Origin of the sequence: Bacillus sp. FSL K6-3176 (assembly GCF_038003325.1) — a bacterium.
Classification (GTDB): domain Bacteria; phylum Bacillota; class Bacilli; order Bacillales; family Bacillaceae; genus Bacillus; species Bacillus altitudinis.
The window spans coordinates 720832-735857 of sequence record NZ_JBBOOX010000001.1; the positions used below are offsets into that span (position 1 = coordinate 720832).

The 15026-nt window shown below is 41.3% G+C and carries 13 protein-coding genes; 9 read left to right on the top strand and 4 right to left on the bottom strand.

The features are described 5' to 3' along the window. Positions 1-17: 17 nt before the first annotated feature. A complete protein-coding gene (gene folE2, locus MHB38_RS03640) occupies positions 18-914 on the bottom strand; it encodes a GTP cyclohydrolase FolE2 (RefSeq protein ID WP_191219209.1) in 897 nt (298 codons plus the stop codon). 143 nt (positions 915-1057) lie between these two features. Between folE2 and MHB38_RS03645 the strand changes: the two genes are divergently transcribed. Further along, the gene (locus MHB38_RS03645) at positions 1058-1483 is read left to right on the top strand and encodes a MerR family transcriptional regulator (protein ID WP_017366797.1); all 426 of its coding nucleotides are present in this window, start codon (positions 1058-1060) and stop codon (positions 1481-1483) included. A gap of 259 nt (positions 1484-1742) precedes the next feature. Next, positions 1743-2933, top strand: a complete 1191-nt coding sequence (locus MHB38_RS03650) for an MFS transporter (RefSeq protein ID WP_341002449.1) — start codon at positions 1743-1745, stop codon at positions 2931-2933. 46 nt (positions 2934-2979) lie between these two features. Here the strand turns inward: MHB38_RS03650 and MHB38_RS03655 are convergent, their stop codons facing one another. Next, positions 2980-4533 carry an ABC-F family ATP-binding cassette domain-containing protein gene (locus MHB38_RS03655; RefSeq protein ID WP_007496783.1) on the bottom strand — a complete coding sequence of 518 codons (1554 nt, stop codon included), beginning with the start codon at positions 4531-4533 and terminating at the stop codon, positions 2980-2982. Between the two features lie 152 nt (positions 4534-4685). Between MHB38_RS03655 and MHB38_RS03660 the strand changes: the two genes are divergently transcribed. After that, positions 4686-5828 (top strand): DEAD/DEAH box helicase, encoded by a 1143-nt coding sequence (locus tag MHB38_RS03660; RefSeq protein WP_017360408.1) that lies wholly within the window; start codon positions 4686-4688, stop codon positions 5826-5828. A 37-nt stretch (positions 5829-5865) separates the two neighbouring features. On the opposite strand, the gene MHB38_RS03665 is transcribed toward MHB38_RS03660, so the two are convergent. Together MHB38_RS03665 and MHB38_RS03670 are read right to left on the bottom strand one after the other, a co-directional pair. Further along, positions 5866-6870, bottom strand: coding sequence for an NADP-dependent oxidoreductase (locus tag MHB38_RS03665; protein WP_017360407.1), 1005 nt, complete (start codon positions 6868-6870; stop codon positions 5866-5868). 121 nt (positions 6871-6991) lie between these two features. Further along, entirely contained in the window at positions 6992-7369 is a 378-nt protein-coding gene (locus MHB38_RS03670) for a YfmB family protein (RefSeq protein WP_017366799.1), read from the bottom strand. 222 nt (positions 7370-7591) lie between these two features. Here MHB38_RS03670 and MHB38_RS03675 point away from each other — a divergent pair, with 222 nt between their 5' ends. From MHB38_RS03675 to ribD, 6 genes are all read left to right on the top strand, one after another. Beyond that, positions 7592-7939 (top strand): general stress protein, encoded by a 348-nt coding sequence (locus MHB38_RS03675; protein ID WP_017360406.1) that lies wholly within the window; start codon positions 7592-7594, stop codon positions 7937-7939. A 1132-nt stretch (positions 7940-9071) separates the two neighbouring features. Continuing rightward, a complete protein-coding gene (locus MHB38_RS03680) occupies positions 9072-9728 on the top strand; it encodes a class I SAM-dependent methyltransferase (protein ID WP_007496773.1) in 657 nt (218 codons plus the stop codon). 516 nt (positions 9729-10244) lie between these two features. Next, entirely contained in the window at positions 10245-10970 is a 726-nt protein-coding gene (locus MHB38_RS03685; protein ID WP_017360404.1) for a GTP cyclohydrolase II, read from the top strand. A gap of 32 nt (positions 10971-11002) precedes the next feature. After that, the gene (locus MHB38_RS03690) at positions 11003-11806 is read left to right on the top strand and encodes a formylglycine-generating enzyme family protein (protein ID WP_017360403.1); all 804 of its coding nucleotides are present in this window, start codon (positions 11003-11005) and stop codon (positions 11804-11806) included. A 4-nt stretch (positions 11807-11810) separates the two neighbouring features. After that, positions 11811-13568, top strand: coding sequence for a WD40 repeat domain-containing protein (locus MHB38_RS03695; RefSeq protein ID WP_202734657.1), 1758 nt, complete (start codon positions 11811-11813; stop codon positions 13566-13568). Positions 13569-13849: 281 nt separating this feature from the next. After that, the gene (gene ribD / locus MHB38_RS03700; RefSeq protein ID WP_052321097.1) at positions 13850-14932 is read left to right on the top strand and encodes a bifunctional diaminohydroxyphosphoribosylaminopyrimidine deaminase/5-amino-6-(5-phosphoribosylamino)uracil reductase RibD; all 1083 of its coding nucleotides are present in this window, start codon (positions 13850-13852) and stop codon (positions 14930-14932) included. Positions 14933-15026: the final 94 nt, after the last annotated feature.

Genomic DNA, 15026 nt, shown 5'->3' on the forward strand with positions numbered 1-15026 from the left:
AAAACTGTAGAGACATTCTACAGTTTTTTTTGATAAGAACATTTGGCATAAGCATCGTGCTGGTGAATGGATTCTTCATTTCGGCACTCAATTTGAAACCCTTTGATCCAGTTTTGTTCATATAGCTCTGCTGCAATTAACCTCGCAACATCCTCTACAAAACGTGGATTTTCATAGGCCTCTTCTGTCACGTGTTTTTCATCTGGTCTTTTGAGTACAGGGTAAAGGGGCGCACTCGCATTAGACTCGATGATCTGCAGTAGATCTGCTTTCATGTCATCAGGGAGTTGACCTTGTTCAAACAGCTCTACCTGAATCGATACAGTGCCGCGCTGATTATGTGCGCCGTATTCACTGATTTCTTTTGAACAAGGACATAACGTTGTCACTTGAGCAGTGCAGCCAATATAACAAATCCATCCGTTTTCTTCATGAAAGTGGATGTCATATTGCACGTCTGCATGCATCAAACCGGACTTTCCGCTGATGGGACTCTTTTTTTCCATGTACCACGGAAAGGAAACTTGAATCGAGGCAGATGGCTGATTCATATGCTTGGCAAGCTGTGCTGTCAATTCTTTTAAGGAATCCACATCAACCGGTTTTCCGCTCTCATAAAATGAGTGAAGCTGCTCGGTGAGACGGCTCATATGAATGCCTTTTTGATGAGCTGGCAAATATGTACTCAGCGTAAAATCAGCGGAAGAGGTTTGGTGCTGTGGAGCCGTTTTAGACAAAATATGTACAGGGTACGACACACGGCAAATTCCGACCTGTTCCAGATCAAAATAAAAGTCCTGTTCGGTTTGTTGGATGTCTATCATATCCTCTTTTTGACAAGGTTTTGTTCTAGCGCTTGGCGGGACAGAACCGAATTGTGCGTGTCGTTCTTTTTTGGATGGAAATGAACGCATAGGGTACCTCCTTTAAAACGTAATGATTCCTATTTATTCTGCATCAAACCACAATAGAAATCAAGTGATCAAACATTAACGTTTACGTTAAGGTCATAAAGGTGTATAATAAAACATGAATTGATGAGCAGGAGGCACTGGTGATGGAATGGATGAAAATTGATCAAGTGGCGAAAAGAAGCGGTCTGACGAAACGGACCATTCGTTTCTATGAAGAGATTGGTTTATTATCAGCACCAAAGCGGACAGAGGGCGGTGTCAGACTTTACTCAGAGGATGACATGGAAGAACTGGAGAAAGTGATGCAGGCCAAAGAAGTACTTGGCTTTTCTTTACAAGAGCTTCAATCGTTTATGGAAATCGGAAAACAGCTTGAGCTGAATAAAGAAGGCTACTTGCTGTCACTTGACCCGAAGGAACGATTAGAGAAACTGTTAGATATTGATGCGCAGCTGACTGTACAGCATCAATTGATTACAAAAAAGCTAGAAACGATTCAATCCTTTAAAAAGGATCTTGAAATGATGAAAGAAAGAGCGGCTCATGCCATTGAGCAATTACAAAAATAAACACCTCAGCGTGTTTATTTCAGCGTGTAGACAAACCCTCGCATTCTTTGTCAGTCCTGCGTGCTGGTGCTCACGAATGTCAAATTCGCTCCGCTCCAGTACTCGTCCTTCCTAGACTGCAAAGGTTTTCTATCACGCTGAAAAAGAAGACAAAGAGCTAAAATAAAGTTCATTTTAGCTCTTTGTCAACAAAATAAAATAAACACCTCAGCGTGTTTATTTTATTTTGTTAAACAACTGTAGGAAAGGTTCTGATGGAATGAAGGAAGAAGAAGTTTTGAAACAGCGTACGAGTCTGCTTAGACAGCCGAAGGCCGTCTGGGCGGTGGCCTTTGCTTGTGTGATTTCATTTATGGGCATAGGGCTTGTAGACCCGATTTTGCCAGCCATTGCATCACAATTACATGCATCTCCAAGTCAGGTGTCTCTTTTATTTACGAGCTATTTGCTTGTCACCGGCTTTGTGATGTTTTTTACCGGTTTTATTTCTAGTCGTATTGGTGCCAAATGGACGTTATTATTAGGACTCATCTTTATTATTGTCTTTTCTGCTTTAGGCGGTACTTCTTCAACCATTAATGAATTAATTGGTTTTAGAGGCGGATGGGGCATTGGGAATGCCTTATTCATTTCAACGGCTCTCTCTGTCATTGTCGGCGTGTCTGTTGGAGGAAGTGCGAAGGCCATTATTTTATACGAGGCTGCACTAGGTCTTGGGATTTCGGTTGGACCGCTGCTTGGCGGAGAGCTTGGGACGATCTCTTGGCGCGGGCCATTCTTTGGTGTGGCAGTGTTAATGCTCGTTGCTCTTTTAGCCATTACGTTTATGCTTCCACCGATGCAAAAGCCGCAGAAAAAGGTGAAGTTATTTGAAGCTGTTGGAGCCTTGAAATATAAGGGGCTTTTAACGATGGCATCTGCTGCTTTCTTATATAACTTTGGATTCTTTGTTCTTCTAGCTTATTCGCCATTTGTGCTTCATCTTGATGAGCATGGTCTTGGCTATGTCTTTTTTGGATGGGGATTATTTTTGGCTGTGACATCTGTCTTCTCAGCGCCGGTCATTCATCGCAAATTGGGTACATTAACAGCTCTTGTTGTTCTCTTCGCTTCGTTTGCTGTGATTTTATTCGGCATTGGAATATGGACATCACATGTGGTCGTGGTCATTTGCGGTATTGTCATTGCTGGGGGAATTCTCGGCATGATCAATACGGTGCTGACGACGGCTGTGATGGGATCAGCTCCTGTTGAGCGTTCAATTGCATCATCCTCATACAGTGCTGTACGATTTATTGGTGGTGCGATTGCGCCTTGGATTGCAGGAGTACTCGCTGAAACTTACACAGCAAGCACCCCTTATTATGTAGGGGCGGCTGTTGTTCTCTTAGGATTGGTCATCCTGCTTCTTGGCCGTAAGCATTTGGTGAATATCCAGGCAGGTCATTAATAGAAAAAAGCCTTATATCTGCAAACGATATAAGGCTTTTTTGTCTTTATAATACTTTGGTTGTCCAGGATTCGCAATTCCAAGTTTCAGTAGCCACATCTTGATAAAATTCAGGTTCGTGGGAAATCAATAGGACGCTGCCTTTATATTCTTTTAACGCGCGCTTTAATTCTTCTTTTGCATCGACATCCAAGTGGTTTGTCGGCTCATCGAGAACAAGCAAATTGGTTTCTTCGTTAATGAGCTTGCAAAGGCGGACCTTCGCTTTTTCACCACCACTTAAAACAGACACACGGCTTTCAATATGTTTTGTCGTTAAACCGCATTTGGCAAGGGCAGCTCTGACTTCATATTGTGTGTACGATGGGAAGGTGCTCCACACCTCTTCGATACAAGTGTTGCTGTTTTGCTCTTTTACTTCTTGCTCAAAGTAGCCAATATGCAGGAATTCTCCGCGTTCCACCTCACCAGAAATGGGGGAAATTTCTCCAAGCAGGCTTCGGAGCAGTGTCGTTTTTCCGATACCGTTGGCACCGTATAACGCAATTTTCTGCCCGCGTTCCATTTTTAAATTCAATGGACGAGAAAGTGGTTCGTCATACCCAATGACTAAATCCTTCGTTTCAAAAATCAATTTCCCTGATGTACGTGCAGGTTTAAAGTGGAATTCTGGTTTTGGTTTTTCCGCTGCTAATTCAATCATGTCCATCTTATCGAGTTTCTTTTGACGAGACATCGCCATATTTCGAGTACTGACACGTGCTTTATTTCTCGCGACAAAATCCTTTAATTCAGCCACTTCTTGCTGCTGCCTTTTATACGCTGCCTCTAGTTGCTGCTTTTTCACTTCGTACACTTGTTTAAATTGATCATAATCACCAACGTAGCGCGTGAGTTCTTGATTTTCGACATGATAAATCAAGTTAATGACACTGTTTAGGAACGGAATATCATGTGAAATGAGGATAAACGCATTTTCATATTCCTGCAAATAGCGCTTCAGCCACTCAATATGCTGTTCATCTAAATAGTTGGTCGGCTCGTCAAGAAGAAGAATTTCAGGCTTCTCTAACAGCAATTTCGCAAGCAGTACTTTTGTACGCTGTCCGCCGCTCAGCTCTGTCACATCACGATCGAGCCCGAGATCTGTCAACCCAAGACCTCTTGCAATTTCCTCTACCTTGGAATCAATGATATAAAAATCATTGTTCGTCAGGGCATCCTGAATGACGCCTACTTCTTCTAAAAGCTTTTCTAGCTCATCAGGATCTGCTTCACCCATTTTTTCGTAAATGTCATTCATTGAGGCTTCCATCGAGAATAAATAATGGAATGCATCTTGAAGGACTTCACGAATGGTTCTTCCTTTTTCAAGCACGGTATGCTGATCGAGGTAGCCGACACGGACATTTTTTGCCCATTCGACCTTTCCTGCATCTGGCTCAAGCTTGCCAGTAATAATATTCATAAACGTTGACTTTCCTTCACCGTTGGCGCCGATCAAGCCGACATGCTCGCCTTTTAATAACCGGAAGGAGACTTCGTGGAAAATGGCTCTGTCGCCAAAGCCATGACTTAAATCTTTAACAGATAATATCATTTTTTACACCTCAAATAGATTCAAAACGGCTAGTGCCTCTCATGATTATATCGAACTGTCCGGCTCGATAAAAGCATCAAAAGAAAAATTGCGTTTCAAAGCTGATTTTGAGATACTAAAGGATAGATTGAATGAGGATAAAGGAGATCAACATGACGGAAAATTGGGCATTTTTGAAAGAAGCAAAGCCATTTATTCAAAAGAACTTTGAAGCGGCTGGCTTTGAGAAGCCAACAGCGATACAAGAACAAACAGCAGAGTGGATTACGGAAAAACGCGATGTGATCGCAGAATCACCGACTGGAACAGGGAAGACCCTTGCGTATGTTCTGCCGCTTTTAAATAAAATTGATGTGAGTATCAAACACCCGCAAGTCTTAATCTTGGCACCTTCAAGAGAGCTTGTGATGCAAATTTTTGATGTCGTGCAAGAGTTCAAACAAGGTTCAGACATCAAAGCTATTTCCTTAATAGGCGGGGCAAATATCAAGAAGCAGCAGGAAAAGCTAAAAAAACACCCGAATATCGTGGTGGCGACACCGGGTCGCGTACAAGAGTTAATCAAAATCAAGAAACTGAAAATGCACGAAGTCAAAACGATTGTATTAGACGAAGCAGATCAGCTTCTTGTGCCAGAGCATATGAAAACGATCCAAGGGATCATTAAGTCCACATTAAAAGAAAGACAAATCCTTTGTTTTTCTGCAACATTGAAAGAAGAAACCGTTCAGCTGATCAAAGAAATGACATCTGAACCAGAAGTATTGAAAATTGCTAGAAGCGAGGAAGAAGCGCAGAAAGTGGGTCACTATTATCTGTTATGTGATCAGCGTGACAAAGTGAAACTGCTGCAAAAGCTATCACGGCTTGAGGACATGCAGGCGCTTGTGTTTGTGCGAGATATTACGAATTTGAGCATTTATGCAGAAAAATTAGCGTATCACCATGTCGACCTTGGTGTGCTTCACAGTGAAGCGAAAAAAGCAGAGCGTGCTGTCATCTTAAAGGCGTTTGAACAGCGTGAATTCCCGCTCCTCCTTGCAACAGATATTGCAGCAAGAGGAATCGATATTGATGATCTGCCATATGTGATTCATGCAGATATGCCAAATGAAGAGGGCTACATCCACCGTTCAGGCAGAACCGGACGCGCAGGAAAAGAAGGCGCAGTCATCAGTCTTGTCACACCTCAAGAGCAATCAATGCTGAAAAAAATGGCGAAAAAGTTGAATCTTACGCTCGAAGAAATCGTGTATAAGCAAGGCCAGCTGCACCTTGCGCCCAAGCAGGCATAAGAAAAGGACCCTCCATAATTGGCAGGGTCCTTTTTTGTTATGAAATTTTGACAAGTTGTTTTCCGACATTTTCCCCTTTGAATAGTCCAAGGAATGCATCTGGAATGTTGTCAAAGCCTTCAATGATTGTTTCTTTATATGTGAGTTTTTCTTCTTTTACCCATTGTGCGAGATCTTTTGCCGCCTCTTCAAAACGATCAGAGTAGTTGGCAACAATGAAGCCCTGCATCAATGCACTTGTTTTTATGAGTTTTGTTTGCACACGAGGGCCAATGTCTTCGCTTGCACTAATGTTATAAGAAGAAATGGCGCCGCAGACTGGAATACGTGCAAAACGGTTCAAATGATTCATTACAGCATCAGAGATGTCGCCGCCCACATTGTCAAAATACACATCGACACCGTTTGGACAGGCTTTTGCAATGGCGTCATCTAAATCATTTGTTGTTTTATAATTAATGGTTTCATCAAAGCCCAGTTCTTTTAAATAAGCCAGTTTATCATCAGATCCGGCAATTCCAACGACGTGGGCACCTTTGATTTTAGCAATCTGTCCGACAACAGAACCAACGGCACCTGCGGCTCCAGAAATGACAACCGTTTCGCCTTCTTTTGGCTGACCAATCGCAAGAAGTCCAAAATAGGCGGTTTGTCCTGGCATGCCCAAAATCCCTAAGTAATAAGATAACGGCGCAATGGATGGATCAATTTTTGTCAGAGACTCTGCTTTGGCAGTAGAATATTCTTGCCAGCCAAGGAATCCAAGTACAAAATCACCTTTCTCAAATTGAGGAGATTTGGACTCGATGACTTCTCCGACCACACCACCCTGGATCACTTCATTGAGTTTAAACGGAGGTGTATAGGATTTTGTATCTTGCATTCGTCCTCTCATGTAAGGATCTACAGACACATATTTCGTTTGAATCAAGACTTCGCCATCTTGCGGCGTTGGTATATCAACTGTTTCAAAATGAAAAACATCTTTAGTAGGTAACCCTTTTGGACGTTTTGCTAATTGAATTTGTTTTTGTTGACTCATGTCAAATCCTCCCTTTCACTTGCAACCTAGATTTACATTAACATGATGCTTCTTTTCGTTCAAAACATACGGTCTTTTCCAAGCACATACAAAAAAGTAGCCACCATCTAAAAGAAGGGGACTACTTTTTTTGAAGAGAGACAGAAAGGAGCGGCGGGAGACAACCAAACAGTTGATACTCATCCGCATCACGTTCTTTTAACAAATATTCATTTGCATTTTGCATGGAGGCTTTCATCATATCGTGCGTCACAAAAGGAAAAAGGATATTTAAATATGAGGACAACAGGTCTTGTGGATCTTGTTCGATTGACTCGATATCTCCAATGTTAATAATAATAGAAAAGAGATAATCGATGCAGATGTGAAAGTGCTGTTCAGCAAACAAAGTAAGCGGCTTTGCTTTTGATTCTTCAGGATTCCATTTTTGAAAAAGCTGTTTCACCAAATCACTGACAACCCATGCATTAAACTGCTGCTCAGCTGAAAAATAATACATCAGCTCCACCCCATTTCTAGCCTCCAGTATAAGAATTGTACAACAAATGACAAGGAATGAATACAATTTTTCAGAAAATTTAGTCATATTCACAGTCTTTTTGTCAAAAATAAGTCCATAGACGCACTAAGTTCACAGAGTAAAAATGGATGTGCTGGAGGAAGGTTTAATGACAAAAGTGACGGGTAAAAGATTCGTAAGACGTTAAAGGAGGAATAATAAATGAAACCTGTTGTAAGAGAGTATTCAAATGATGAAACACTTCAAAGAGATGTGGAGCAATTAAAACAACTCGGTGTTGCAAGAGAGGACATTTATGTTCTGTCCCATGACGATGATCGAACTGAGCGTATTGCAAGTAACACAGATGCCAATACGATAGGTCCAAAAGAAGTTGGACTCAAGCATGCGGTTGGAAACATCTTTAGCAAAAAGGGAGATGAACTCCGCAATAAGATTCACGAAATTGGTTTCTCAAAAGAAGAAGCTGAGACATTTGAAGAACATTTAGACGAAGGAAAAGTTCTTCTCTTTGTGACTGACCATGAAAAAGTGAAAAATTGGGCATAAACGCCATCGTAAAAAGCCTCTTACTTTTGTAAGGGGCTTTTTTTCAGATTGTTGACAAAGGGCTAAAATGAACTTGATTTTAGCCCTTTGTCTTCTTTTCAGCGTGATAGAAAACCTTTGCAGTCTAGGAAGGACGAGCACTGGCGCGGAGCGAATTTGTCATTCGTGAGTACCAGCGCGCAGGACTGACAAAGAATGCGAGGGTTTGTCTACACGCTGAAAGCCTCTTACTTTTGTAAGGGGCTTTTTTTCATGCTGCGATAATTAAAATCTACCATCTGTCTTTTTCACTATATTAAGGAAGGTTAAAAAATTGGGATAAACAGTAAAATGTCTAATTGAAAATATAGAAATATCAAAGGATACCATCAAAAAAATGAAAAAAGTAGTGAAAATATCACAAAAAACCACTCGGGAAATAATTATGATATCTTTATTTTTATCTCAAAATGAAATAAAAATCTTGTGTAATTTAGTAGATAAATTTCTTAGTTCTATTGGTTTAAGTTATATTTTTGTGTAGAAATAAGTGTTTTAAGGTCAAAAAACCACGAAATATACCTGTATTTTCAATTAGAAAATCATTCTAATGTTTAGGAAATAATTTGTTGACAAAATAATCTAAAAACAATATATTTGGCTTAATCAAGTCATTATGGAATTAGTTGTTAAATTTTTGATAGGTGGATTTCAGGATCAATTCTGTAAAGGATGATGCATTAAGACCTAAGGAAGAGCACTTCTGGGGCAAAGCGATACTGAAGAAATATCTATTAGACAAAAAGAAATGAATGATAGATAGCTTAGAATGGTAGATTCGTTTTTCTACTATGCCTATTTCTCAATGGTAATATTCAGAGGATCATCATAAAGAAAACGCTTTCTAAACGCTGTTAAGGAGGTGAACCCATATGAAGAAAATGTATAACAAACTAAGGCGCTGTAACAGTTGAATGGCTGGGGTTGTATGTGAAGATGAGTGCTGAAAAAGAAGAGTGACATGTGGGATGCTTCTCTCCTTTTTCAGAAAACAGATTTCCTAAAAAATCCATCTTTCATTTTATCATAAGGCTTTTTGCTTGAAAACCACCTTTGTTAGGAAAGGTGATTGTGAATTGAAGGAGGTCACGTGATGAAAAAGGCTTTGTATCATGAAGACAGCGGGTTGTATTTAGAGAAAATGCGCATGGCTTTTCAAGAACACTATGAGCAAAGAACAGATATGTGGTCCACTGATCCATCATTAACAGACGCTGCTGTGATGTCTCTCAAGGCATGGCGTTCCAGGGAAAAGGATGCACTTGCTTCTGTGCTGGATATCGGATGCGGGAATGGACGGGCTCTTGAACATTTACAAGGACTGTCGGCATATACCGGCATTGACCTTTATGAGCATGAGGAATGGCAAGGATTAAAGAAGAGAAAAGAGGTTCCTGTCCATTTTTATCATCAAGATTTTATGTCCTGGTCAATGGATCAAGGGCGCGAGCTGACGTTTGATTTGATTTTAGATCATGGCTGCTTTCACCATCAGCACCCTGATGACCACGAACGATACTTAAAGCAGATTTCCTCGCTGCTTCATGAAGGTGGTGTCTTTTCCCTTGTTGTATGGGGAGAAGAGTGGAAAACAGGCTTAATCGGAGAAGATGGACGCTTCCATTTTTCATTCTCAGATACTCAGCTTGGAGAAAAGATTTGTACATCAGGACTTGAGCTCGTTTCGATTACACCATTACAAGCGAAGGCTGGGATCAGCCAGCATCATGTCATTGCTGTCAAAATCTAGTGCAAAGGAGGATAAACGCGATGTTTGATGTGATGGTTCTTGGTGCATACCTAGGCGGGTGTCATGCTTCAATCAATGTAGCTGAATTGAAGTACGGACTATTCATCCAATCAAATGGTACAACCGGATGACGTGCATTTGAAGGACCAGAGCTTCTAGTAAAGGAGAAAGCAGCTCGAAGCTAGCAGAGATATTCTTTTAGAGAAAGAGCATGTCAGTTTCCATTCAAGAATCATCAAATGGTGTTGCTCTCTTACAGAGAATACAGCGTATGAAGCTCGATTTCTGCTCCTTTGTACTGGACAAGTGACAGTCTAAAAGAGTCTTTATAAAAGGTACTGATGGATGATTGGCATCGCACATCTATTCAGCCAGTATGACAGGAAATTTCTCCTGAGCCATGATTCTAGCTGGAACCGGTGCTCAGGATGCAAAGGGAGTGCATACACATATTCATCACGCCATCACTGCGCTGAGAGAGTTCAATGGGGTGCAGTGATGAATAGGGGGAGACAAATGAACAAGTTTGTAGCTGAACTACAATCAATGATTCATCATTTTACATTTCAAGAAAAACACTATTTGCTCGTGGGGCCAGTGAACCTGCCGATCTCTATTGAACATGAAGAAGTGCAGTTTACATGGTATGCCTTTGCGTCTGTAGAAGCTGATACAACGCCAACGGTTGAGTCTATTGTACAAATGAGTACCGAGCAGCAAACATTTTCCTCTTGTCTCCTTTTTGGCGACTTTGAAAATGAAGTGCCGCCGCTTGTGCGAATTCATAGTGTCTGCCAAACAGGGGATGTGTTTGGGTCACTGAAATGTGATTGCGGTCCACAGCTTGCATCATCGCTAAAAAAAATCACCGATTACGGAAAAGGCATGCTTGTGTATATGGCCAATCAAGAAGGGCGCTCTATTGGGCTAATGGCCAAAGCCTTCACGTATAAATTACAGGAAATGAAACTGGATACATTTGAGGCGAACAGGTTGATCGGCTGCGGAGATGATGATCGGCATTACGAGGAAGCAGCGGCTGTCTTGCACTATTTAAACAAAGGGAAACCATTGCATCTCTTAACCAATAATCCAGATAAAGTCGATTCCATTGCTGCTTACGGTCTTCCGGTTTTACGGTTTGATCATACGGTAGAAGCCTCTCTCTATAATGAGGCGTATTTAAAGGCAAAAGCAGCATCAGGGCATATGGTCGATGAGAAGAAATTAATTAATCAGTAGATGAGTTTATTTAAAGAAGGCGGGAGAAAAGCGTGAAACCTGATATCAATTGGATTCAAATCCCAAGCGGCTATGCGACGATTGGAAGTAATGAAGAAGATATGAAAAAGGCATCAGAATTTTGGAAGGACAAACTTCTGAATCCAGCCTATGGCCGTGAGAAAAAATTTCAAAAATGGCTGTACAAAGAATTTCCATCTTATCAGCCGTATATGAGTGAATTTTTCATCTCAGATACGGTCGTCACCAATGAATGGTATCAAAGCTATTGTGACGAGACAGGAAAGCCTTATCCAGAGAGCTTGACGAACCTAGAGCTTGGCGGGGGAAAAGACCATCCAGCTTGGGGCATGGACATCGAGGAAGCTTTCTCATTTTGTCAGTGGCTGAGCGGGAAGCTTGGATATGAGGTATCGATCCCTACTGAGGAAGAATGGGAATATGCTGCCCGGGGCAATACGAGACATCAATATCCTTGGGGAGATGAGTTTAACCCCTCTTACTGTAATACACACGAATCAAATATTGAAAAAACGACACCTGTCCGTCATTACGAAAAAGGAAGATCTCTATTTGGACTATATGATATGGGTGGCAATGTCGAAGAATGGGTCAACACCAAGTATCACATATATGAAGGCGGAATTGAGGTTGTAGATGATTTAACCGAGACACTCGGCAGTGATTACTACATTTTAAAAGGTGGCTCCTTCGCAAGAGGCGGAGATTTATGCAGAGTCGCAAGAAGACACGGGAAACACCCAGACCCTGTTTTTCGATTTACTGGTTTTCGTGTAGTTACTCGTCAAAAACAACATATAAAGGTGGGAGTGTAAAACCATGCATAGAGGACCGATTACATCCGTTTTATCAACTCAGCATGACCAAATTGTCTACACAGGTGGCTATGATCGCTGTATTTATAAATGGGACCGTGCCACGGGAGAAGGAACATTCATTGGCAGTCACGAGCATATCATCAACTCTTTATCCCTTTCGGAAAATGGAACGTATTTAGCGAGTGCATCGTCAGACTATACCATTCAATTATATGATACTGGCACACATACAAGAATTCGTACGCTATATGGTCATGCGGATGATGTGGAAGCTGTCGCATTTGCAAAGCAGGATACGCTTCTTGTATCAGTGTCCAGAGACAGAAGATGCTTAGTTTGGGATATTGAAACGGGAGCCATTTTAAGAGAATTTCATGGACATAGCAAGGATGTATTAGCTGTATGGATTCATGAGGATAAAGCTTATACAACTGGTGACGATGGCTATGTCCTTGTATGGATCTATGAAACAGGAGAAATTGTAGGTGAAATTGGCCCGTTTGATTATGAGCTGGATACCATCAGCGGCAGCAATCAAAAAGAAGTATTCGCCCTTGGCAGAGATGATGGCACAGTTATCATTTATGATGCCGCTACATTACAGGAGAAAAAAATCATTAAAGCTCATTTACAGGGTGTGAAACGTGTGAATTTTTCACCGAGCGGTAACTACTTGCTTACAGCGGGTTATGACCATCTAATTAAGCTGTGGAATTATGAAACCGGTGATTTAATTGATACGTTGCTGCCTCATAAATATCAATGGGAGCGCTCGCTTGTTTGGACAGAAGACGAGCAAGCCATTTTAGGAGCCAGCTTTGGGAAAACGTATTGTGAATGGTCCATTCAAGAAGGAAAAGTGATCTCTGATGAGCAGGAATTGGCGACACCTTCTATTAATGATATTGCGTTGACTGAAGCGGGTGATATTATCACTGCATCAGATGACGGAAAATTCAGAAAAAATGGAATCGAAATCGCAAAATCAACAGGTGTTCTCACAAATGGAGTGGCTGTTGCTCGGGATGGAAGCTATTATGCATGGGGCGATCATGCGAGTCAGGTGCATATTGTACACGAGTCATTGCAGCAAATGGTCTCTTTTGATCTCAACACAGGTCCTGTCAATAGTGTGTATTTCCATGAGGAGGATCGTCAATTTTATATCGGCACTTATGGCGGTTATGTGCATGTCATTTCGACTGAACACTTAAAGGAAATCGGCCGTTCTAAAGCACATGATTGCGCGGTCAAAGCATTAAAGGTAGAAGGAGATCATATCATCACAGCGGCAGTTGAAGGAACCATCTGTCTTCTCGATAAAAAGAGTTTGTCCTTAACAGCAGAATATATCGGGGCGACAGAGCTGTTAAATGATGTATTTATTGATAGCAAAAGAGATCGTATTGCCATTGTCAGCCGGGATAAAAACGTCCGATTGTTTGATTTGCATACAGGCAGAATTTTAAATCAGCACAACGAGCATCAATATTCCATTAAATCCATCACTGTGACAGACTCTGGCTATATTGTGAGCGGAGACTATTGGGGGTATATTGTGGTCTGGAATCCAGAGCTAGATGTCAATACAGGTCCGATTCGAATTGCTAAGAATGGTATTAGTGCCATTAGACAACTAGGAAATGATGTGTATGCAAGCTCATATGACGGTGGTATTTATCATATTCGAGAAGATGGCACACATACGGAAGTACTGCGCTTATTTGAACAATTTCCGAAAGAAGTAATCTCTCATTAAGAAAAAGAATGTAAGCGGGGGATTCTCATGATAAGTGTTTGCAAGGAACATATGAAAAAAGGTCTGACTGTACTCAATTGTCCGCATGTGCTCCTCATTAATAAATATGAATGTCGCAAATGCTGTTTTTGTAAACAACGAGCATCATATAAACTGTTTTATTCCTTGCCTTACTATGATCGATCTGAAAAGAAACGGCTTGAGAAAGTATAGCACATGAGAATAGAACTCCTTCATTTTCTGAAGGAGTTCTTTCCCTTGAGAGAAGAAAGGAGCCCGAGATGAAAGACGATGTTTTTTATATGAAGCTGGCGATTGCCAACGCGAAGGCGATGAAAGGACAAACCTCACCCAATCCGCTTGTTGGTGCAGTGATTGTTCAGAGCGGTGAGATCGTTGGGATTGGTGCGCACATGAAGGCTGGCGAGCCTCATGCTGAAATTCATGCGCTACAAATGGCAGGAGAAAAGGCGAAGGGAGCTGACATGTATGTGACACTCGAACCTTGTACACATCACGGAAAAACAGGCCCTTGCACCGAAGCGATCATCAAAAGTGGAGTGAAGAAAGTGCTGATTGCCACCCAAGATCCGAATCCGGTTGTTGCAGGTAAAGGAATTGCCTTTTTGAAAAAGGCTGGAATTGAAGTGGAGCAAGGGATATGTAAACAGGAAGCAGATCGTTTAAATGCTCCTTTTTTTCATTTGATGCAAACAAACCTTCCATATGTTGTCTTAAAATCAGCTATTTCGATAGATGGGAAAATTGCCACGGCTGAGCAAGAAAGCAAATGGATCACTGGAATAGAAGCGAGAACAGAAGTGCAGCGCTTACGTCAAGAAGCAGATGCGGTGCTGACAGGAGTGGAAACGATTATTCAAGATGATGCCGGCTTAATTGTAAAGGATTCATTCAACCATCAGCCCATTCGTGTCATTTTAGATTCAACATTAAGGATACCGCTTCATGCCAAATGCTTAACAGATCATAGGGCAGAAACCATAATTTGTACATCACAAGATTATGATCATCAAAAGTATCAACAGTTGATACAAAAAGGTCATCAAGTATTTGTCACAAGCGGAGAACACCGGACAGATCTTCAGGCTGTGTTACACATGTTGAAGAAGCGCTCTGTGATGTCAGTGCTTGTAGAGGCAGGGGGCAGTGTGAGTGCGTCATTTTTAGAAGCATCACTTGTGAACGAAGCTGTTATCTATATGGCACCTTTATTAATCGGAGGGAAAGATGCACCTACTTTTTTTGAAGGAGAAGGTGTGAAAAAACTAAAAAAGGCGATCCGTCCAGCGGATATTGAATATAGTATGGTAGGAAAAGATTTAAAAATGACGATGACATTTTAACGATGGAGAGAGGTCCTTGTACGTAGAGTGCAAGGCCTTTCAAATTTTTTGATAAAAATAAAATTGTACATACACCTTTATCGATCATGATGAA